At 38.3% G+C, this 19,710-nt stretch carries 19 protein-coding genes; 7 read left to right on the forward strand and 12 right to left on the reverse strand.

The annotated features are described in order from the left end of the window. A partial coding sequence (locus AB5916_RS07020) for a tetratricopeptide repeat protein (protein ID WP_368189958.1) occupies positions 1-867 on the forward strand: 867 nt, incomplete at its 5' end. 108 nt (positions 868-975) lie between these two features. Here AB5916_RS07020 and AB5916_RS07025 read toward each other — a convergent pair. The 5 genes from AB5916_RS07025 to AB5916_RS07045 all read right to left on the reverse strand — a co-directional run bounded on the left by AB5916_RS07025 (position 976) and on the right by AB5916_RS07045 (position 5,135). Then, complete coding sequence (locus AB5916_RS07025; RefSeq protein ID WP_028088002.1) at positions 976-2,166, reverse strand: ABC transporter permease; 1,191 nt, start codon at positions 2,164-2,166, stop codon at positions 976-978. Further along, the gene (locus AB5916_RS07030) at positions 2,159-3,043 is read right to left on the reverse strand and encodes an ABC transporter ATP-binding protein (RefSeq protein WP_368189960.1); all 885 of its coding nucleotides are present in this window, start codon (positions 3,041-3,043) and stop codon (positions 2,159-2,161) included. The genes AB5916_RS07025 and AB5916_RS07030 overlap by 8 nt, the downstream gene beginning before the upstream one ends. After that, a complete protein-coding gene (locus AB5916_RS07035) occupies positions 3,027-3,806 on the reverse strand; it encodes a hypothetical protein (RefSeq protein ID WP_117602491.1) in 780 nt (259 codons plus the stop codon). Before AB5916_RS07035 ends, AB5916_RS07030 begins: the two co-directional genes overlap by 17 nt. Next, on the reverse strand, positions 3,793-4,332 hold the full coding sequence (locus AB5916_RS07040) for an RNA polymerase sigma factor (RefSeq protein WP_005348545.1): 540 nt from the start codon (positions 4,330-4,332) through the stop codon (positions 3,793-3,795). The genes AB5916_RS07035 and AB5916_RS07040 overlap by 14 nt, the downstream gene beginning before the upstream one ends. 77 nt (positions 4,333-4,409) lie before the next feature. Next, on the reverse strand, positions 4,410-5,135 hold the full coding sequence (locus AB5916_RS07045; RefSeq protein WP_226911820.1) for a D-alanyl-D-alanine carboxypeptidase family protein: 726 nt from the start codon (positions 5,133-5,135) through the stop codon (positions 4,410-4,412). Positions 5,136-5,376: 241 nt separating this feature from the next. Between AB5916_RS07045 and AB5916_RS07050 the strand changes: the two genes are divergently transcribed. The 6 genes from AB5916_RS07050 to mobQ all read left to right on the forward strand — a co-directional run bounded on the left by AB5916_RS07050 (position 5,377) and on the right by mobQ (position 10,515). After that, on the forward strand, positions 5,377-6,294 hold the full coding sequence (locus AB5916_RS07050) for a ParM/StbA family protein (RefSeq protein ID WP_024853918.1): 918 nt from the start codon (positions 5,377-5,379) through the stop codon (positions 6,292-6,294). A gap of 3 nt (positions 6,295-6,297) precedes the next feature. After that, positions 6,298-6,681 carry an adenylate cyclase gene (locus AB5916_RS07055; RefSeq protein ID WP_117549567.1) on the forward strand — a complete coding sequence of 128 codons (384 nt, stop codon included), beginning with the start codon at positions 6,298-6,300 and terminating at the stop codon, positions 6,679-6,681. Between the two features lie 24 nt (positions 6,682-6,705). Beyond that, positions 6,706-7,422, forward strand: a complete 717-nt coding sequence (locus tag AB5916_RS07060; RefSeq protein ID WP_101870921.1) for a replication initiator protein A — start codon at positions 6,706-6,708, stop codon at positions 7,420-7,422. Further along, entirely contained in the window at positions 7,419-8,276 is an 858-nt protein-coding gene (locus AB5916_RS07065) for an ATP-binding protein (RefSeq protein ID WP_117549571.1), read from the forward strand. The genes AB5916_RS07060 and AB5916_RS07065 overlap by 4 nt, the downstream gene beginning before the upstream one ends. 170 nt (positions 8,277-8,446) lie before the next feature. After that, positions 8,447-8,668: a DUF3847 domain-containing protein gene (locus AB5916_RS07070; RefSeq protein WP_005362330.1), complete on the forward strand. Its 222-nt coding sequence runs from the start codon at positions 8,447-8,449 to the stop codon at positions 8,666-8,668. A gap of 137 nt (positions 8,669-8,805) precedes the next feature. Then, on the forward strand, positions 8,806-10,515 hold the full coding sequence (mobQ, locus tag AB5916_RS07075; RefSeq protein WP_227597492.1) for a MobQ family relaxase: 1,710 nt from the start codon (positions 8,806-8,808) through the stop codon (positions 10,513-10,515). A gap of 229 nt (positions 10,516-10,744) precedes the next feature. Here the strand turns inward: mobQ and AB5916_RS07080 are convergent, their stop codons facing one another. From AB5916_RS07080 to pcrA, 7 genes are all read right to left on the reverse strand, one after another. Then, positions 10,745-13,327, reverse strand: coding sequence for a S8 family peptidase (locus AB5916_RS07080; protein WP_368189964.1), 2,583 nt, complete (start codon positions 13,325-13,327; stop codon positions 10,745-10,747). 13 nt (positions 13,328-13,340) lie between these two features. Continuing rightward, positions 13,341-14,330 (reverse strand): ATP-binding protein, encoded by a 990-nt coding sequence (locus tag AB5916_RS07085; protein ID WP_118011951.1) that lies wholly within the window; start codon positions 14,328-14,330, stop codon positions 13,341-13,343. Between the two features lie 43 nt (positions 14,331-14,373). Next, positions 14,374-14,574, reverse strand: a complete 201-nt coding sequence (locus AB5916_RS07090; RefSeq protein ID WP_118011948.1) for a DNA-binding transcriptional regulator — start codon at positions 14,572-14,574, stop codon at positions 14,374-14,376. 176 nt (positions 14,575-14,750) lie between these two features. Further along, complete coding sequence (locus AB5916_RS07095) at positions 14,751-15,122, reverse strand: TnpV protein (protein WP_173866163.1); 372 nt, start codon at positions 15,120-15,122, stop codon at positions 14,751-14,753. Between the two features lie 31 nt (positions 15,123-15,153). Further along, positions 15,154-16,788, reverse strand: coding sequence for a 23S rRNA (uracil(1939)-C(5))-methyltransferase RlmD (gene rlmD, locus AB5916_RS07100; RefSeq protein ID WP_368189967.1), 1,635 nt, complete (start codon positions 16,786-16,788; stop codon positions 15,154-15,156). Between the two features lie 181 nt (positions 16,789-16,969). Continuing rightward, a complete protein-coding gene (locus AB5916_RS07105) occupies positions 16,970-17,200 on the reverse strand; it encodes a hypothetical protein (protein ID WP_173727620.1) in 231 nt (76 codons plus the stop codon). Positions 17,201-17,418: 218 nt separating this feature from the next. Continuing rightward, positions 17,419-19,650 carry a DNA helicase PcrA gene (gene pcrA / locus AB5916_RS07110; protein ID WP_173727622.1) on the reverse strand — a complete coding sequence of 744 codons (2,232 nt, stop codon included), beginning with the start codon at positions 19,648-19,650 and terminating at the stop codon, positions 17,419-17,421. Positions 19,651-19,710 lie beyond the last annotated feature (60 nt).

Below are 19,710 nucleotides of genomic sequence, written 5' to 3' on the forward strand. Positions count from 1 at the left end.
TCAGAGACAAAACCATCTGTAAGTAGCTGTCACATATTACTGGATTCTTTACAGAAAATATGTTTAATGCATGGAATGGAAGTAGCTTATTACAAAAAGCTATTTCAAACAATCGGAAATATCATAGAATTGATTGAAAAGGATGATATACCAAAGTATCTGCTTTTTCTGGAAAATGCATTTCCATACATGGATAACTATAACTACCACAAAGGTATGAATGGAATCATTCAGGAACTGACGGGGCTGTTAAAGACAAAAAACATTGGAACCGACTCTGACCGGGCATTATTACTAGATTTTCAGGCAACTCTTGAAACCAAACCTGAAAAAGCAATAAAACTAGAAAAGGATGCACTTGCCCAGATAGAAACTATCACTGCTGACAATGCTCGCCTTGTTTCCAACCTTCATGCCAATCTCGGTGGACTTTACCGCATGAACGCTCATCCCGATCTTGCAAGAGAACACATGGAAAAAAGTATCTCACTGCTTGACCAATTTAACCTGCTTCATATAAATGACAGCATACCTCAGATTGCCAATTATGCAATGTTCCTGACAAAACAGCAGGAACCCGAAAGAGGAATCTCCGAATTACAAAAATTATCCGGCATCATCAAGGAATACCATTCCGATGACTGTCTGGATTATGCCAAAGTACAGGAAACCCTTGGAACCATTTATCTGATGACTGCCAATCTTCCGCAAGCCAAAACACATTTTAAAAGAGCTTTCAAAATATATGAAAAGATCTGGGCTGATGAACCAGAAATGATTGAAGCAAAATATCAGGAAATTCAGGAGTTATATCCACAGATTGGATTTTGCATTGGAAAAAATCTATCCGGTCTTTTAACAAAATAAGCATAATTTACGGCGGGCAACTTGCCCGCCGTAAATCTTTAAATTATGCTTTGATTTTTCCAGAAAATATTTTACTTACTTTGTTTTTTATGAGTATGAATACAATTTTTACTTATTTCCGTATCTGCGAAAACTCTTATAAATAAAAGGCAGTAAGGCTATTGCCATCACTGTATACATTACCATTACAAGCGGAATTTGTCGAAATACACAATTCCCAATCTGATAAATAAGTGGGACTTTTACACTTGCCTGTACATTTGTCAAAATTGTTGGTATCAAATTGAAAAGCGTTGTATACCCAGAAAGTGCCCGTCCTATAAATGGCAATAAGCAATATAAAAAGAACGGAATGCAAACAGCGACACTAATTGTATGCATTTTAGCCGCTACTAACATAGACACTACAGCCGCCAGCATACTGGCTATAAATCCACATACAACTGTCAACAAATAGTATTGTCCATATGACATAATGTAAATACTATACGCCTGATACATTTGATAAGGTGTATTCATACCACTGGTTCCCATAATTCCAAAACAAATCACACTAAGTAATATAATTCCCATACAATAAATCATAACTGTCGTAGCTATTCCTGCCAGTATTTTTGTTTTAACAGCTTTTGTACGTCCATACTTTGTAGAGAAAAATACTGCATCTGCTTTTGTCTGAAAATCATCTGCAAATATTCCAGCACAAATAAAACCAACTATGATTGCCAGAATAATAGAATACGTTTCTACATACATAATCATAGTATCCCATGAACTATAAGATTCGTATTCTACTGGTAATTTTATTTCATTATATTTCTTTTCCAAGTATTTTTTCTGTACAGAAGTCTTTCCATATTCTTCTGCCATCTTTTCCATATTTTTATGATAAGTGTCATAGAACTCTTGCACATTTTCCTCTGTAATTTGATTCAGAACACTTTCATCATATTCTGCATCCGGTGTTAATACCGATATTATAAAACCCCTAATATCATCTATCGGTTGTAATGTCGTTCCGTAAATCGCATTTTCTTCTGAGGATTGTGTCATCGCATTTTTATTTTGTTCTATAACTTTTCCAAGTTCATCTTCTGTCAATGTACCTTTCCATGCTCGTCTGTTATCTGTAAGTTTTCTTGTTGCCATAATTCCAGTACTAGCATTTCCATTCTCATCCACATAGCGATTACTTGTAACTGCAAATCCGCTAAAAATGACAGCAAGTATCAATGCCAATCCGATTGCAAATACATTAATTTTCTTTGAAAAAATTCGTTTTAATTCTAATTTAAGCATCTTGTTTTTCCTCCGATTTTTCTCCAAAATAAAATAGAAATGCATCTTCCAGATTTTTTTCTACAGCCACAGCATCTTCTGTTGGCTTTTCTATTGAAATAATTCTAAGCTCTGCTCCGGTTTTTGTTGTTTTTATATTTCCAACCAAATATTCACTCATATATTTGTCTATCATACTTCTCGAAACATTACATTGCCATACCTTTTCTTTCATAGAAGATACTAATTCTTCCGCGGTACCTGCATAAAAAAGTTCTCCATCTTTCATTAACATAATATTATTCGCAATGTACTCAATATCCGATACAATATGTGTAGACAAGAGCACCAAACGTTCTTCCGACAATTCACTAATTAAATTACGAAAACGTATTCTTTCATTCGGGTCTAATCCAGCGGTAGGTTCGTCCAGGACAAGAATTTGCGGATCGTTTAACATCGCCTGTGCTATTCCTACACGTCTAACCATTCCTCCAGACAAATTCTTCATTTTTCTTTTACTGGATTTTTCCATTCCTACTTGATTTAACAATTGCTTCACTTTTTTTCTGGCAAACGGTATTTTTAACCCTTTTATAGAAGAAATGTACATCATGTAATCATATACGGTCAAATCTGGATAATATCCAAAATCCTGTGGTAAATATCCCAGAACTTCTCGGTATTCACCTCCTAGTTTCCATATATCTTTACCATTCCATAATATTTGTCCTTCTGATGGTTGAACAATCGTACAAAGCATACGCATTAATGTGGTCTTTCCTGCTCCATTTACTCCAAGCAGTCCATAAATTCCTTTTTCCATAACACAATTCACTTTATTAACAGCATTTACTTCTCCGTATTGTTTTGTTACATTTTTAAATTCTAATTTCATACGTGTAATCCTCCAAAATTTTTTCATCAAATAGCAATGACTTCTGAACACAAAAAATAAAATATACAAAAGTCAATATCAGCATAACCACCCATACCGGAGTTACAATTTTCTGATAAATAACATCATTTGCAACAATCATCATCCATAAACCAACCCATACCAGACAAGAAAGCACTGCTATATATTCTGATTTTTCCCATCTGCTGTACAATACACGAAAACATATACAACATGAAACATTTACCGGAAGCAAAAAATTAACCACCAAATCACTTAACGAGAGTATTGTTGTTTGATATGTAATTGCCAAAAACACCATAACGATCACCAGATCCACTACTCCAAACATTAACATTCTTGCTGTACAAATCTGACGCAGTGTGTAATAAGACGCCTGCTCAATCTCAATCGCACCATTTCTTCTGTTTTTCCAAATTTCCGGGATAATCAGAACCACAAATATTGTGGCAGATATTCCCATAATCCTCATCATATCTTTTATGTCTGACGTATAATTACTCAACCATATCCATAGACACATAAGAACACAACCTTGTAAAATCCACCATCTTTTTTTTATGAATTTTGTCTGCTCATACAAAAATTCAAAATAAGATGTTCTATGCGATTGTTTCGATAAAACCGACTCTGACAAAATATTCTGACATGCTTTTACTGTTTTGTTCTCTGCTTCAGCCCTTACATACTTTTCTTCAATCTCCTCTTTATATTCCTTTATTTGTTGCTTATAATTCTTCATCTTTTTTCACCTCCAACTCTTTCATTAAAAGTTCTTTTGCTCTTCCGATTCGATATTTTACAAGAGAAAGTTTGATATGAAGTAATTCTGCAATTTCTCTTTGCTTCAATTCCTGAAAAAAATATAAAACTGCCGTTTCTCTAATTTCTTCCGGTAACTTTCTCACTGCCTGTTCAATAGTTAATCGGACTCCTAGCTCTTCTACATGATTTTTACTACAGTCCTCTGATTTTAGCAGTTCCTCTGATGGAATATCTTTTTTCTTTTTGTAATAATTTTTAACGGTATTTCCGGCAATTGTATAAAGATAATTCTTAACTTTTCCATATTCTTTATATCTATATAAATTGGAAAAGAAACGTGTAAACACTTCTTGTGTCAAATCCTCTGCCTCATAGGGATCATTGATATGTAGCAAACAATATTGATATATACTTGAGTAATATTTTTTGACCAGTTTTTCACACGCATCTTCATCTCCTGCTCTTGCTAGATGTACTAACAAAGAATCAGTTTTGTATTCCATTCGCAAATTTGCCTCCCTCTGTTTTCTAAATAATATAACAATCCTACTATAAAAAAAGTTAGGATTTTCTTTTGTTTTTATTTATATTTTTCTAAATATTCTTCCAAACATAAATTTTCTTCTTTCATTATTTTAGCGACAGTCGTTCCAACATAACGGTAATGCCATGGTTCATTACTAATTCCTGTTATATCCGTTTTATCTTCTGGGTAACGTTTTACAAACCCATATTTATATGCATTTTCGTCTAACCATTGATATACTTTTTCAGAAGAACATTTGTCGGTATCCGCATTAATATCAACACTCAGTCCTAATTGGTGTTCGCTTGTATCGGGAATTGCAACATATTTCTCGGCTCTTTTTTTTGCTTCTTTCGCAGAATATCCTTGTTTTTCATATTCATTGATTTTCTCGTCCATAATTTTTTGTTGTTCTTCTGTTGTTCGATATCCTTCTCTAACAAACAGTGCCAGCCCCTCAGCTCTTGCATCATTAAACATTTGTTGTAATTCTGGATAAATCCGTGAATCTACTTTTTTACCATTCGATAATTCTGTCAATTCTACTTGATAATTATTTGGAATATAATGATTTCGATCGACCAAAATAAGATTCCATTCACCCGAAGTGTCTGCAAAGGACTTTTCTGACTGCAAAATTTTCGGTAATGTTAATTCTCCAACCTGCACATCGATTTTTATTGTTCTCCACATTACAACGGTTATTATGATAGTCATTAAAAGAATGAATACTCGTAAAATATTCTTTCTTCTACGATTGCTGTATCTTCTTTTGTTCATTTTCTCTCCCACACTTTCATTATCAAAATATTTCTACTTTTAATATAATTAACAACCAAAACGACAAAAGAGTTAGTATCTAAACTTATTTATCAATAAAAAGTTTATTTTTTCTCAATTCCAGCTCAATTTCCCCTCAATGCCTTTTTCCTCCGATTTTCGTATGCTTATCCCACAGCAGAGCAGTACCACACCGGTACGACCTGCTGAATCAATCAATACGAAAACGGAGGTATTTTTTATGCGAGAACTCAGAAACACAAAAATCATTGCTGTAGATCATGGCTACGGCAATATGAAAACAGCAAACACCGTCACCCCAACCGGCATCAAAGCCTATGAAACTGAACCGATCTTCACCGGGAATATTTTGGAATACAACGGCATTTACTACCGGATCGGCGAAGGACACAAAGAATTTATCCCGGATAAAGCTATGGACGAAGAATATTATCTTCTGACACTAATGGCTATTGCAAGGGAACTGAATGTCTTTTCCATCCGTGAAGCAGATGTTCATCTGGCTGCCGGACTTCCTCTCACATGGATCAGAAATCAAAGAGAAGCTTTTCGTTCCTATCTGCTCCAGAATCCAGAAGTCCATTACCTTTTTAACGGCAAAGAGTATCATCTCCGCTTTGTGGGATGCAGCCTTTACCCACAGGGGTATCCGGCTATCGTAAACCAACTAGGAAATTTCAAGGGAACCAATCTCCTTGCAGATATCGGAAACGGAACCATGAACATTCTGTATGTCAACAATAAGAAAGCGCAGGAGAGCCGATGCTGGACAGAAAAACTTGGTGTAAACCAGTGCATGATTGCCGCAAAGAACGCTGTTCTGGACAAATTCGGAGTGAAAATTGAAGAATCCACAGTAGAACAGATTCTGCGGTTTGGAACAGCTGACATTTCAGCACCATATCTGGATTGTATCAGTTCTATTGCCAGACAGTATGTGGCAGAACTTTTTTCCACGCTCCGCAAATATGAATACAATCCTGACCTGATGCGCCTGTATGTGGTTGGCGGCGGTGGATGCCTGATCCGTAACTTCGGAACGTATGACAAATCACGAGTCACCATCATTGATGACATCTGCGCCACTGCCAAAGGTTACGAATCTCTGGCTTATATGAGCCTGAAAAGGAGGGGATAAACTATGCAGAACAATATCCGCAACACAAACCTGCGCTTTAATCTGGACAAAGAACAGCAGCGGAGAGCCTGGGAATATTTACAGACGATGGACAGGCAGGATTTTAAATCTTACAGTCAGGTAATCTCTCTTGCACTGGTAGATTATTTTGACCGCTACTATCGCACACAGGCTGATCCTTATCTGGAAACAAGAGAACGGGAAGAACTTTTTGTGAAACAGATTGTAGATGCAGTGGAAAACAGTCTGAAACAGGCATTGCCACTTTTTCTTTCCGGACTGACTGCAGGCATGGTGCAAAGGGAGCCCCAAATCAGGGCGTCCTTTCCAGCACCTGAAAATTCACAGCCAGATAGTGATGTAGACTGGGATTTTCTTGGAGAATAAACCCTTTTGATTGGAGGTGAACACATGACTGACTTTCTGACAGCAGACACCAACCTGCCATCTTATATGATGTTTCCCCGTTTCCTTCTGGACATGGAAATAAACGAAACTGCCAAAATGCTTTATATTATCCTGCTCGACCGGGCAAGGCTTTCCCAGAAAAATGAGGGCTGGTCAGATACAGATGGTCATGTGTTCATTTACTTTACGATTGAAGCACTGGCAGAAGTTCTCCACAAAAGCCAGATGACTGTTAAAACTGCTCTGGCAGTACTGGAAAAACAGGAGCTTATCTTCCGAAAACGGCAGGGACCCGGACAGCCTAATCGGATTTATGTAAAACTCCCAAAAGAAACCATCCACTATACAGACAGATTTCTTTCCCTAAGACAGACAGAAAACTGTCCTATTGACAGACAGGATTCTTTCCCTGATACAGACAGAAAACTGTCTGGTAATAAGAAAGAGATAAAAAAGAACAATTTAGAAAAAAGAGGGAGTAAGGATCCACTCTCACCCTATGGAAAATTTCAAAATGTTTTTCTGTCAGAAAAAGAGCTTGAAGATATCCGGCAGACAATCCCTGACTGGCAGGATTATATTGAACGCTTATCCGGTTATATGGCTTCTACCGGAAAGCAATATCAGAACCATGCAGCTACCATCATCAGTTGGGCAAGACAGGATCATCCTGCTTCCCGGCAAAGGAATTACGAAAGTGAGGAATACGAAACACTATGACAAGATTTACAGAAAAAGAAAATGCTATAACACCAAACAGAGAACTTCAGCCTGATGAATATTTTAACGAAACAGACCACCTGATCTACTGTTCCAAATGCAATACGCCAAGACAATGCCGGCATGAATTACAGGGAAAGGTTCTTATTCCTTCCATCCGCTGTAAATGCCAGCAGGAAATCTTTGAGCAGGAAGAGGCCCAGAGAAAACTTCATGAAAAACAAATGGAAATAGAGCATCTTAAAACCAGCGGCTTACAGGACAAAGCACTCTATGACTACACTTTTGCCAGGGATAACGGCATCAATCCGGAAATAAAACTGGCACACAATTATGTAAGCAACTGGGAAGAGATGAAAGCAAACGCTTCCGGACTTCTCATCTGGGGTGATGTCGGTACTGGAAAATCTTTTTTTGCAGGCTGCATTGCCAATGCCCTTCTGGAAAAAGGCGTTCCTGTACTGATGACCAACTTTTCCCGGATTCTGAATACCCTTACCGGAATGCATTTTGAAGACAGAAACCAGTTCATCAACAGCTTAAACCGCTACAGTCTTCTGATTATTGATGATCTCGGAATTGAGCGGAACTCTGACTTTGCACTGGAACAGGTATTCAATGTGATCGACAGTCGTTACCGCAGTAAAAAGCCTCTGATCATAACGACCAATCTCACTTTATCCGAGCTGAATAACGCCGCTGATATCGCACACAAACGAATTTATGACCGTATTCTGGAGAGATGTATTCCTGTCCGTATCAATAACCGGAATATTCGTCAGGACAATGCAACAGCTAATTTAAAACAGGCGAAAAAAATCCTGTTGAACAATCATGCTCCGAACCAGAATTGACTCGAAGAAGTATAACACAATGATTACTTTTCACTGACAGTGGTACTACTTTCTTTCCTCATTTATTACCAGAAATATGCCACTGTCAGTTATCTAAAACCATAGTACCAAACCAAAAGATTTTAAAACCAAAACTGCCCGGATACGGGCATAAAAAGGAGGTGCCAGATATGGCAGATAAAAGAATCATGACACCGGAAGAAAAAGCACTTTTACAGGCAAGACACCGCCAGGAAGAAGCCGAAGCAAGAAATCGCAAAAAAGAACGTGATGCCAGAACACACCGATTAGTCCAGGAAGGAGCCATTCTGGAAAGTATTGTTCCCCATATTAAAGAAATGGATTTAGATTCCCTGAAACGGGAGCTGATGATCCGGCTACGGGGAATGTAAACGCACAAGTTCTACTCCCGAAGGGCGCACTTACTCACCACCTGATAAATCAGGCAGTGGTATCCCCTTCGGGGCTCGTGCGCTCTGCCGAGGGCTTTATCCACTGCTGCAGGCAACATCGAAAGGAGGTGCCAGATATGGCAATTTATCATATGCAAGCCAAAGTCGTCAGCCGTGGTTCCGGTCGGTCTGCTGTTGCTGCTTCTGCTTATATGAGCTGTAGCCGCATGTACAATGATTACGATGGCATTCAGCATGACTATACCAGAAAGCAGGGTCTGATCTATCAGGAAGTGATGCTTCCTCCAATGGCTCCATCCAAATGGATTGACCGGGAACAACTCTGGAATGCTGTGGAAGAAACCGAAAAGACCAAAGACAGCCGACTGGCAAGAGAATTTGTTGTCGCACTCCCTGTTGAGTTGGATAAAGACAGCAATATTTCTCTTCTTCAGGATTTTATTAAAAAGAATTTTGTAGATATGGGAATGTGTGCTGATTTTGCCATTCACGATACAGATGGTCACAATCCCCATGCACACATTCTTCTTACTGTCCGACCACTAAATGAAAATGGAACATGGCAGTATAAAACAGAAAAAGAATATCTCTGTATCAAAGATGGAGAAGAAAAAGGATTTACTGCTTCTGAATTTAAAACTGCTCAGAAACAGGGATGGGAAAAGCAATATCGCTATAAAGTTGGAAAAAAGAAAGAATATCTGACTTCCTCTGCCGCACAGGAAAAAGGATATGAACGGATTGATAAACACCCCAAGAGCAGCCGATATGGCAGACAGAATCCTATTTCCGAACAATGGAACAGTGATGAACAACTTTGCATCTGGCGGGCAAACTGGGCAGATGCCGTAAATAAAATGCTTGCACGTAATCAGATAAATGCTACCATTGATCACCGCAGCTTTGCAGATCAGGGAATCACCGAACAGCCAACCATCCATGAAGGCTACATTGCCCAGAATATGGAAAAGAAAGGCATAATAGCAGACCGCTGTGAAATCAACCGACAGATTCGTGCGGATAACAAAATGCTCCAAGAATTAAAAGCAAATGTAGCAAAACTGGCTGAAGCTGTAGAAAAATCTGTTCCGATAATTGCAGAAACATTGGAAGCAATCCGAAGTCACATGATTTTTACACAATATCATTTGCTCCACAATGAGATGCAAAAAGAAGTGATCCATGACTGGATGAATCATTTTAATCCAATACTGAATAAATACAACACCGTTAAAAAGAAACTCAAAGCTAAAGTTACAGAACGGAAAGAGCTGAATGTAAAAAAAGAGAAAACCAGTATTTTGAATCCCATTCAGCATATAAAATTGAATCAGCAGCTTACCACTGTTACCGAAGAAATTGAAGAACTGAAATCAAGGAAAGAGCAGCTAATCTTCCAGGCACAATGCTCTACCGATAAAGATATGACAAATCTATCCAAGAAATATGACCAGATGAATAACAATCTTGATATCCTGGATTCTCAGGACATCTCGCTCCAAAAACAGCTTGAAAAAGACGCCGCCGCTTTCCGGGAAGAAAAATTTCGTCCTGAACCTGAACAGTATACAGAATTGCTGGACACCAGAATCCAGATACGTCCTGATTTCCGGGATAAGCTGATCGAGCAGCTCAAAGGTACTTTTGGTAAGTATTATGACTATCACCGCCGTGATATTGCAGCCAATGAGGTGGATTATCTCAATGTGGAGGATCCTGATGTTTTCTCCCATCGTTCATGGGAACTTAAATATCAGAGAGAACAGGAAATGCGGCGAAATCAGCCTGCTCGAACTAAGAAAAAATCGCATAATTTAGAGATATAACCCAAAAACTGGATTCTTTATAGAAAGATATCTTTCAATAACGTAATGAAAGTTGAATAGATCTTAGGTCTATTCAACTTTCACTATTTTTCAAATTACTTTAGTATACATAATTTCTTCTACACCATTATTCATAATCATATACTGAAAAGCTATTATTGTACTAATTATTAGAATTTTCTTTCTCTCCTCAATACTATTTCTGCCAAAAAAACCTTCAAAAATACTCTTACATAGTTTTAATCGCATTCTTGGTCTGAACTTTAGTAACAACTTTTTGATATACCTCAACTCCACAATCTGGTGCCATTTCAAATGTTGCAAATAGTGCGTATGGTATTAGCATTTCAGGGTTATTCTCCGATGCACATCCTCGACAATTTATTTTTAATTCAATAGACTCATCAATGTCCCATACCTCTATACTATTATTTTCAAATATTTCATGTTGAAGAGTACCTCTCTGTACAGCATGATAATCATATTCCACTCTAGAACCAATTAAACTATTTCCATTATTTATTGTCATCCAAACTTGTTTCTCTCTGTATTTAATGGATGAAGGATGTATAGGAGATAAATATGCAAGAGTTACTGTCAATTTTCTTTTTAATCTTTTCTCGTGAAACTCAATAGGTATAGGTATTGAATAAATAAATGCTTTATCTTGGGCAATATCTCCAAATCCAATCAAGGTTACCTGCTCTTTTGTGCATTCCTTAACTTTATCAACATCGGGTTCTCCATATCCCAAATATCTATGTAATGCATTCTTTGCATTAGTACCAGATATATTTAAGACACCCTGAAACATTTTATCCCAGCCATTCCAAGATGCTCCATGGGCAAGCATTGCCTTTATTAACACAGCAACATATTCATTAGGAACTCCCATTCCTGTCTCTTTCATGAAAATCTCATCCAGCACAGCATAACATTCCTGAGCTTTATTAGTAACAAGTGCGGTCGCATCACTTGTTCCAAAAGAAAACGCTTTGTTTACAATTGCTCCCATCGTTAATCCTGGTGCTGCTGAAGAAATGCCAGGTGCCCTTGTTGAACTTTCCCTCCATTTAACCATACCTCTATGCATATAATCTTCATGGACAAAATTTCTTCCTCCCGGGAAGAAAATATCAGGTTTAATTGCATTATTAATTCCACTTCCAAATGAACTATAAACAGCAGGTATATTATCAGAACACAACTTTGCTAAAGAACCAATTGGATTTTCATCATTATTATCAGCAAATATTGCTCCTACCGTCAAATCATTCATACTTTCTGCCGGAGATAACAAACGCTTATTACGAATATCCTGATCTATGAATTTAATAATTATTGAATCTTTTTCTTCATCACTTAAATTTTTAAAATTATTAAAATCAATCCCTGTCTCAATTTCGTCTGGATGATTCCCAGCACTCACTATAAATAAAACTCTATATTTATAACTCAACCAATCCAATAATCGTGCCAAAGGACTAATAATATTGTAAAATTCTCTATACCGTATCCCAATTGATAAATTAATAATTCGAACATTCGAAGCCACTTGTCCAGCTTCTGGTTCGAATAATCTACGAACAGCTTCATGGATTTTATCTACTAATAAAAAATCGTCTGGAATATATTCCATAACTTTATTATTCCAAGTTTCCGGTTTCATAATAGGACGAACATATACTTTTCTTATTTTTTCCTCAATAGTAGACATATCCTGTCCTCTCAATATAAGTGATGCCATAGAAGTCCCGTGAACACGCTCACGTACCTCATAAAAACTTTCAAATCCATCTGGATCATCGACCGTCAACATTCCTTTTAGCAGAGGATGGTTGGCTTGAGGCGCGCCATCAAACATAGCAATGATAGGATCCTCAATTACATTGGTTGGAACACTAAAACTATTTGAATCCGAAAAGTTATTATTATCACTTGAAAATATTGCTTGAACACATGGTTTTAAGAACATAATTGGTTCAGCTATTACAAGTGCCACTTCTTCTCTATCTATAATTTTTTGAGCATATTCACGAGGAACAGCAGCTAAAATGGCATGATACTCAATCTCTGGTATGACCGAACAACTAAAAATTTCTCCTCCCACTTGAATAACAATATTTTTAATATTATCTTCTACTTCTTGACGCTTTGAAATTGATGAACGAAAAAATAATTCAATCTGAACCTTTACCTTTTCCAGCGATGCATCTTGCAATTCTTCTTTCCATATTTCTGTTAGTCCCGTATCCTCTAACCTTTCCTGAATTCCCCATTTATGCACATCATACAATGTTCTGAACAATTGCTTGAAACCAGTCATTCCTCTAGGAAACTTAAAATTTTCATCAGTTTGATAATGCTTCCACAACGATATGATTTCACTCAATGCCACTTGATTCGTCATGATACAAAATAATTTTGTCGTTAGTTTTTTTGAATCATCACGAACTGACTGACTATTCATAACATAAAAATCATCAGAATTATCCAAATTAGAATCCGATAACTCCATTAACCATTCAACGGTCGGGTAGGTCTCTTTTAATTTATCAACCGCTTTGTAAAAATCATGTGGATCTCCTACTGTCTCAAATACTAATGTATATTCTGGATCAACGCCTGTAGCATAATTAGTAAAATATATACTTCCACTATTCATTGTATTCTGTAGCACGTTAAACTGAGGTGTTAGTCTTGATACCTGTCGTGAATGTGATGGAAAATAATATTTGGGTGCACCACCATATCTTCTTTCCTTATCAGCAACCGTTGGAGCTGCAAACAACACTAATGGTCTTTCTGGCATTACTTATCCCTCCTTATTTTTCTTCCGTCTGATATCCACAAAGGCGAAGTTGCGTATTGGTAATATTTTTTGTTTTAACACTTGGTCCATTCAAAATATATTGACGAAAAACAGAGAATGCAAACTCCTCCGCCTCCGCATAGCTTTTTCCATATAATTTTTTTGCCAAGGTACTTGGTGCAAGTCCAAAGGAAAAGTTCATACGTTTTTCAAATAACACAAACCACTTTTCTAGATTGGCTCGTGTCGGTTTTGGTAATTCCAATTTCATTTGGAACCTTCTCCAAACAGCTTGGTCTAATAAAGCATCATGATTAGTTGCTGCTATTGCAACAACATAACTTGGCAATGAATCGATTTGTAAAAGAAGCGAGCTAACGACTCTTTTTATTTCACCTGTCTCATGTTGATCTCCTCGTTCTTTTCCAATTGTATCAAACTCATCAAAAAACAACACACATTGCCTCGTACTAGCATATTCAAATAGTTTTGAAAGCCTTGAGGCTGTTTCCCCCAAATATGCTCCAATAATTGTATCATATCTTACCGTAATAAGTGGCACCATAAGAGCTTCCGCAATTGCCTCCGCTAAGGATGTCTTGCCATTTCCTGGTGGACCTATAAGCAAAATTTTATTTCTTGGTTCCAACCCATAAGATCTAAGCAAATCTGCTCTTATCTGTTCTTCAATAATTGCTCTACATGTTTCAACAACATTATCCGGAAGTAATAATTGCTCTAATCTTTTTTCTGGCATTTTTTCTTCAAACAAATGCTTTGGAATACTATTAATACTATTTATAGTATGCATACTCGGATTTCTCGACGTATAAGTTGTCTGTTCTGGGTTTTCCTTTAGAAGCTGCTCTATTTTATTCGCTAATATCTCATGTTGTTTTGTTCGTTCTTCGGCACAAATTGCCTGCGTTGCTCTCCGGAAAGTCATATCATCTTTTCGCAATCCTGCCTTAATTAATTCACATAGTAAATCTGCTCTGGCCATTTTACATCCTCCAATCGAGTTTTATAAATAAACAAGAAAATCGTCATAGCTTTTTCAATTCATTAACATCAATAAAATTGCTTTCACAAAATTCATAGAAAGAATTTTTAGCTAGTTGACTCGGTTCATTTCTTGAATTTTCCCACCTATTAATGGTAGCAAAACTTACACCCAAAGCATTCGCTAATTTTTTCTGACTCATTTCTAATTGTGTTCTTACATTTTTAACCTGGTTCGCAAACATACACTCCTCCTATTATTATACTACATAATATATAACATTTGTTATATTTAAGTCAATAGAAGTGGACATATTTGCTTGTTTTTTGTCCCAAACCATCATTTTCTCGTTATACAAAAATATTTTTCATAAAAATAGAAAAAGAGACTATCGTTATGTGACAGTCTCCTTCACCGTTATTACCTATAAATTAGTTCATTACACACAATCTCTTCTGCAGCATTCCGGATATTATTTTCCGCCCTGACCCATTCCATCTGATCACGAGCTTTCAATTCTTCCGTAACACCTTGCTTCTCCATCATCTGACGCACCAGAATACCCATCCTCTCCTGCGCTTCATCGTCGACAAGATTCAGATGTTCTGTCAATCTGTCTTCCAACATATACAGAGAATACATTGCCGGACGATGCTCTTTCAGATACGTTTTCCGCATTATTCCATATTTCCCATAATGCGGTTCTTCATCTGTACTGACAAGATTCGGATAGTAAATTCCGTCTACTCCCAGTGTGTAGGTTCCACCTATTTTTTCAAATGTGCTTTTCATGTGTTATTCCTCCTTGAAATCAACGATATCCTTAGATCATCGCAAAATATTTCAGGGCAGCCTTGATAGCTTCTTCCTTCTCTTTCGGGCATTGTGGAACTCTTGCATTTTCTGATTTTGGAAGATTATAGTTTTCTCCCACTTCAATTCCACATTTGCGTTTTACCTGAGAAATATATAAACTTGAAACCTTCAAGCCAAATTCTTTCAGCACATAATCTTTGATTTCCTGATAGGTCGCTTTCAACTCGGCACTGGTGGCATCCAGCTCGTCCAGGTCTAAGTCGATCTCTATCGTGTCATCTGGTTTTTGTTGGGACAAAAGAACAACCGTCTCCACATGAACAGTGGAACAAAACTGGTCCACGCTGCAGGTCTTTTGGATCTGGTATCCAGCATCAATGAATGCAGGCAGGTCTCTTGCCAGGCTGGTGGGCTTGCAGGAAATGTAAATGATCTTGTCGACCTGATAGTCCAGAATCTTGGGCAATGCCTTTGGATGGATCCCATCACGTGGGGGATCCAGCACGATCACATCCGGCTTTTCAGTCAGATCATCCAGAACCTTCAGCACATCCCCGGCAATAAAATGACAGTTTTCCAGACCATTAAAGGCTGCATTTTCTCTGGCAGCTTCCACAGCCTCTTCCACGATCTCCACACCAATCACCTCTTTTGCTACCGGTGCAAGCAGCTGGGCAATAGTTCCGGTTCCACTGTAAAGATCGAAGACTACTTTTTCTTTAGTTTCCCCAATATATTCCCGCACAATGGAATACAGCACTTCCGCTGCCAGAGAATTGGGCTGAAAAAAGGAAAACGGGCTGATTTTAAACCGAAGTCCCAAAAGAGTTTCGTAGAAGTAATCCTGTCCGTACAAAAGCCTGGTTTCATCACTTTGAACCACATCTGAAAGAGAATCATTGATAATATGCATGATTCCTACGATCCTGCCTTCCAGCGGAAGTGCCAGAAGTCTTGTCACTAGCGGAGCATAATCATATTCTGCCTGGCTGGTTGTGATCACATGCACCAGAATCTCTCCTGTTGTTACGCCTCTGCGAAGTAGTAGATGGCGCAGATAACCGGTATGCTGCATTTTGCGATAATGCACAGCTCCCAATTCTGTGAAGAAATCCAGCACGCACCGGAGGATCTTGTTCATATCCGGATGTACCAGCCTGCAGTGATCTGCTGTCAGTATATCGTAGGTACTGCCTTTTTTATGAAGGCCAAGGGAAAGAGGTCCGTCCTTATATTCATCCCCAAATGAAAATTCCATTTTATTTCTGTATTCAAATTCTCTTGGACTTCCATGTATCCCTTCCCAGTGGATATCTTCTCCTGCTGCCTGGGTGAGAAGCTCTTTCACTTGGGTTTCTTTCATTTTCAGCTGTTCCTCATAGGACATAGTCTGGTACATGCAGCCGCCACACTGGGGAAAAACAGGACATACCGGATCTCTTGTTTCCAATGGGGACTTTTCCAATACCTCAAGCAATCGTCCTTCAGCTCTTCCAGAACGCTTCTTATTGATCATAAAGCGAACTTTCTGCCCTGGGATCCCGTTTTTTACAATTACCTTTTCACCATCGATATTCACGATCCCTTTATTGGGAAAATCAATTTTTTCAATAACTCCCTGATATATTTCACCTTTTTTCATAATAGTCTACCTCTCACAATGTCTTTACGATCGCACAGGTACATTACAAAAGAATCTCCTGTTGCAGACGGAGTTTTTATGTAATAGGAACATTACAAAGTAATTTCCTGGTACATAAAAAAACTGTTGCATTAAGCAGTAGAAAATGGTTTAATGCAACAGCTTTTTCAGTTTGTCTTATTTACTCTTCTTCATCCTCAAAATAATCATCGAAATCATCATCGAAATCTTCTTCAAAATCTTCCAGGTAATCCGGTGCAAAGAAACGATATACTGCAAAAGCAATACCTGCGATAGCTGCTACAGCTCCAATGATCGCCAGTACCCAGAGGACTGTATTCTTCTGCTTCTCATCTTCTTTTTTCTTTAAGGTTGACAATAATTCTTCGATCTTATCCATTTTAATATTCATGATCAATACCATCCTCTCTTTTTCTGATAACACCCATAATGCTGATACTGAGAAAAACACCATACGTCCCAACATCATTCATATTCGGTATTATACCACCAATTCTGTCTTTTTACCATATCCAAGATAAAAAAGATCATGCAAATCATTCAAACTGCTCACAGCAACCACAAATCAACATTCTTTTATATACATTCAGCAGACAGTATCCCTAGCAGTTATATTTTTTTCAGCTTTGCAAAGCTGGCAAACATTTTTTTAACGCCTACTTTATCAAAATCTACAGTAACTTCATAATCCCTGCCGCCTTCTGCAATGGCTTTCACTATGCCAACGCCGAATTTCATATGTCGCACAGTATCACCTACCTGGTAATCCAGGGCATCCGCTTTTGTCACTTTAAATTCTTTTGGCTTGTAGGCTCTTGTCTGAAAAATCTGCTTCATCTGGGAATATTTGCTGTCAGAAGAGAATACCTGTTCCATCTTTGGTTTCTTTTCCTGTATGGTGTGTCCCAGATCTACCAGATCTCTTGGAATTTCCTGAACAAACTGTGACACCTTGTTATACTGCGTTTCACCTCTCACCATCCGTTGTCTTGCACAGGTCATGGTCAGCTCCTTCATGGCACGGGTGATCCCCACATAGCACAGCCTTCTCTCTTCTTCCAGTTCTGAACCATCTCCGTAATTAATGGACATATAGCTTGGGAAAATCCCGGTTTCCATACCAGCCATGAAAACCCTGGGGAATTCCAGTCCCTTTGCACTATGCAGGGTCATCAGAAGTACATAATCCTGCTCCGGATCCACTGTGTCAATATCTGCCACCAGTGCCACTTCCTCCAGGAATCCTGCAAGAGTAGCTGGCTGATCCTGCTCTTCCATAGTTTGCTGATACGTAACTGTTTTACTGATCAATTCGTCAATATTTTCAATCCTTGCCCTTGCTTCTTCTGTATCCTCAGCTTCCAGTTCCTTCACATACCCGGTAAGTTCAATGATCTCCTTTAACAGATCCTCCACTGTGTAAGCCTGAGCCTTGCTTTTCAGCATCTGGATAAAAGTAACAAAGCCATCTATCTTGGATAAGCTTCTGCCTATAGACGGCACTTCTTCAGCTACTCGAAGTGCTTCATAAAGACTGATGCCCATTTTATCTGCATAATCCTGGACACGACCTAGCGTGGTAGCGCCGATCCCACGCTTTGGCACATTGATGATCCTCTGTACAGCCAGATCATCTCTTGCATTATCCACGGTTTTCAGATAACAAAGCAGATCCTTGATCTCTTTTCTGGCATAAAAATTCACTCCGCCTACGATCTTATAAGGTATATTGGCATTGATAAATTTCTCCTCAAATAAACGTGACTGGGCATTGGTCCTGTACAGGATGGCACAATCCCTATACTGGCAAAGCCCTTCCCTGTGGGCCTTGCTGATCTCTCCTGCTATGTACTCTGCCTCCTCAAATCCGTTCATAAACTGCCTGAAATGGATCTTTGGCCCTTCTTCGTTCTCTGTCCATAAGGTTTTTTCTTTACGCTCTGCATTATTTGCGATCACATGGTTGGCAGCATTCAGGATATTCTGGGTGGAACGATAATTCTGCTCCAAACGTATCACAGCCGCATTTGGAAAAACCCGCTCATATCCCAAAATATTCTCAATATTTGCTCCCCGGAATTTGTAAATAGACTGGTCATCATCTCCAACCACGCACAGATTCTCATACCTGGAAGCCAAAAGACTTACAAATTTAAACTGGGCATAATTGGTATCCTGGTACTCATCCACCATAATATACTTAAACCGTTCCTGATAATATTCCAGTACACGATCACAATTCTGAAACAACTCTACTGTTTTTACGATCAGATCATCAAAATCCAGCGCATTGTTTTTACGAAGGGCTGCCTGATACTCCCTGTATACCATAGCTGTTTTTTTCTGATTAAAATCACCGGCCGCATCCATTTCCATCTGATCCGGAGTAATCAGATTGTCCTTTGCATGGGAGATCTGGGACAACAGTGCCCTTTCTTTAAATATCTTTGTATCCACATTCAGCCTGCGGCATACATCTTTGATCACTGACTTCTGGTCATCTGTATCATAAATAGTAAAATTAGTGTCATATCCCAGATTGTCAATATGCCTTCTTAAAATCCTTGCACAGGTGGAATGAAAGGTAGATACCCATATTGCATCTGAGCCAAAACCTGCGATCCGGTCTACCCTTTCCCTCATCTCCTGCGCTGCTTTATTGGTAAAAGTGATTGCCAGAATATTCCATGGATTCACTTCTTTTTCCTGGATCAGATATGCGATCCTATGTGTCAGCACCCGGGTTTTTCCTGATCCTGCACCTGCAAGGATCAGCAATGGGCCTTCTGTATGAAAAACGGCCTGCCTTTGCATAGGATTTAAACTGTCATATATACTCATTCTTGCTTTTCCTTTCAAACTGAAATCAATATCTCAGAAAATACTATAAATTATTCAGTA

The organism is Blautia sp. 1033sp1_1033st1_G9_1033SCRN_220408 (assembly GCF_040929965.1).
Taxonomy (GTDB): domain Bacteria; phylum Bacillota; class Clostridia; order Lachnospirales; family Lachnospiraceae; genus Blautia_A; species Blautia_A ammoniilytica.

Bases quoted from the DNA above. Each gene is read 5' to 3' on its own strand.
- AB5916_RS07070 (WP_005362330.1), top strand. From the start codon at position 8,447: ATGGCAGATAAAAGAATCATGACACCGGAAGAAAAAGCACTTTTACAG.
- AB5916_RS07025 (WP_028088002.1), bottom strand. From the start codon at position 2,166: ATGCTTAAATTAGAATTAAAACGAATTTTTTCAAAGAAAATTAATGTA.
- AB5916_RS07055 (WP_117549567.1), top strand. From the start codon at position 6,298: ATGCAGAACAATATCCGCAACACAAACCTGCGCTTTAATCTGGACAAA.
- AB5916_RS07085 (WP_118011951.1), bottom strand. From the start codon at position 14,330: ATGGCCAGAGCAGATTTACTATGTGAATTAATTAAGGCAGGATTGCGA.
- pcrA (WP_173727622.1), bottom strand. From the start codon at position 19,650: ATGAGTATATATGACAGTTTAAATCCTATGCAAAGGCAGGCCGTTTTT.
- AB5916_RS07080 (WP_368189964.1), bottom strand. From the start codon at position 13,327: ATGCCAGAAAGACCATTAGTGTTGTTTGCAGCTCCAACGGTTGCTGAT.
- AB5916_RS07030 (WP_368189960.1), bottom strand. From the start codon at position 3,043: ATGAAATTAGAATTTAAAAATGTAACAAAACAATACGGAGAAGTAAAT.
- mobQ (WP_227597492.1), top strand. From the start codon at position 8,806: ATGGCAATTTATCATATGCAAGCCAAAGTCGTCAGCCGTGGTTCCGGT.
- rlmD (WP_368189967.1), bottom strand. From the start codon at position 16,788: ATGAAAAAAGGTGAAATATATCAGGGAGTTATTGAAAAAATTGATTTT.
- AB5916_RS07045 (WP_226911820.1), bottom strand. From the start codon at position 5,135: ATGAACAAAAGAAGATACAGCAATCGTAGAAGAAAGAATATTTTACGA.
- AB5916_RS07040 (WP_005348545.1), bottom strand. From the start codon at position 4,332: ATGGAATACAAAACTGATTCTTTGTTAGTACATCTAGCAAGAGCAGGA.
- AB5916_RS07060 (WP_101870921.1), top strand. From the start codon at position 6,706: ATGACTGACTTTCTGACAGCAGACACCAACCTGCCATCTTATATGATG.
- AB5916_RS07105 (WP_173727620.1), bottom strand. From the start codon at position 17,200: ATGAATATTAAAATGGATAAGATCGAAGAATTATTGTCAACCTTAAAG.
- AB5916_RS07095 (WP_173866163.1), bottom strand. From the start codon at position 15,122: ATGAAAAGCACATTTGAAAAAATAGGTGGAACCTACACACTGGGAGTA.
- AB5916_RS07035 (WP_117602491.1), bottom strand. From the start codon at position 3,806: ATGAAGAATTATAAGCAACAAATAAAGGAATATAAAGAGGAGATTGAA.
- AB5916_RS07065 (WP_117549571.1), top strand. From the start codon at position 7,419: ATGACAAGATTTACAGAAAAAGAAAATGCTATAACACCAAACAGAGAA.
- AB5916_RS07050 (WP_024853918.1), top strand. From the start codon at position 5,377: ATGCGAGAACTCAGAAACACAAAAATCATTGCTGTAGATCATGGCTAC.
- AB5916_RS07090 (WP_118011948.1), bottom strand. From the start codon at position 14,574: ATGTTTGCGAACCAGGTTAAAAATGTAAGAACACAATTAGAAATGAGT.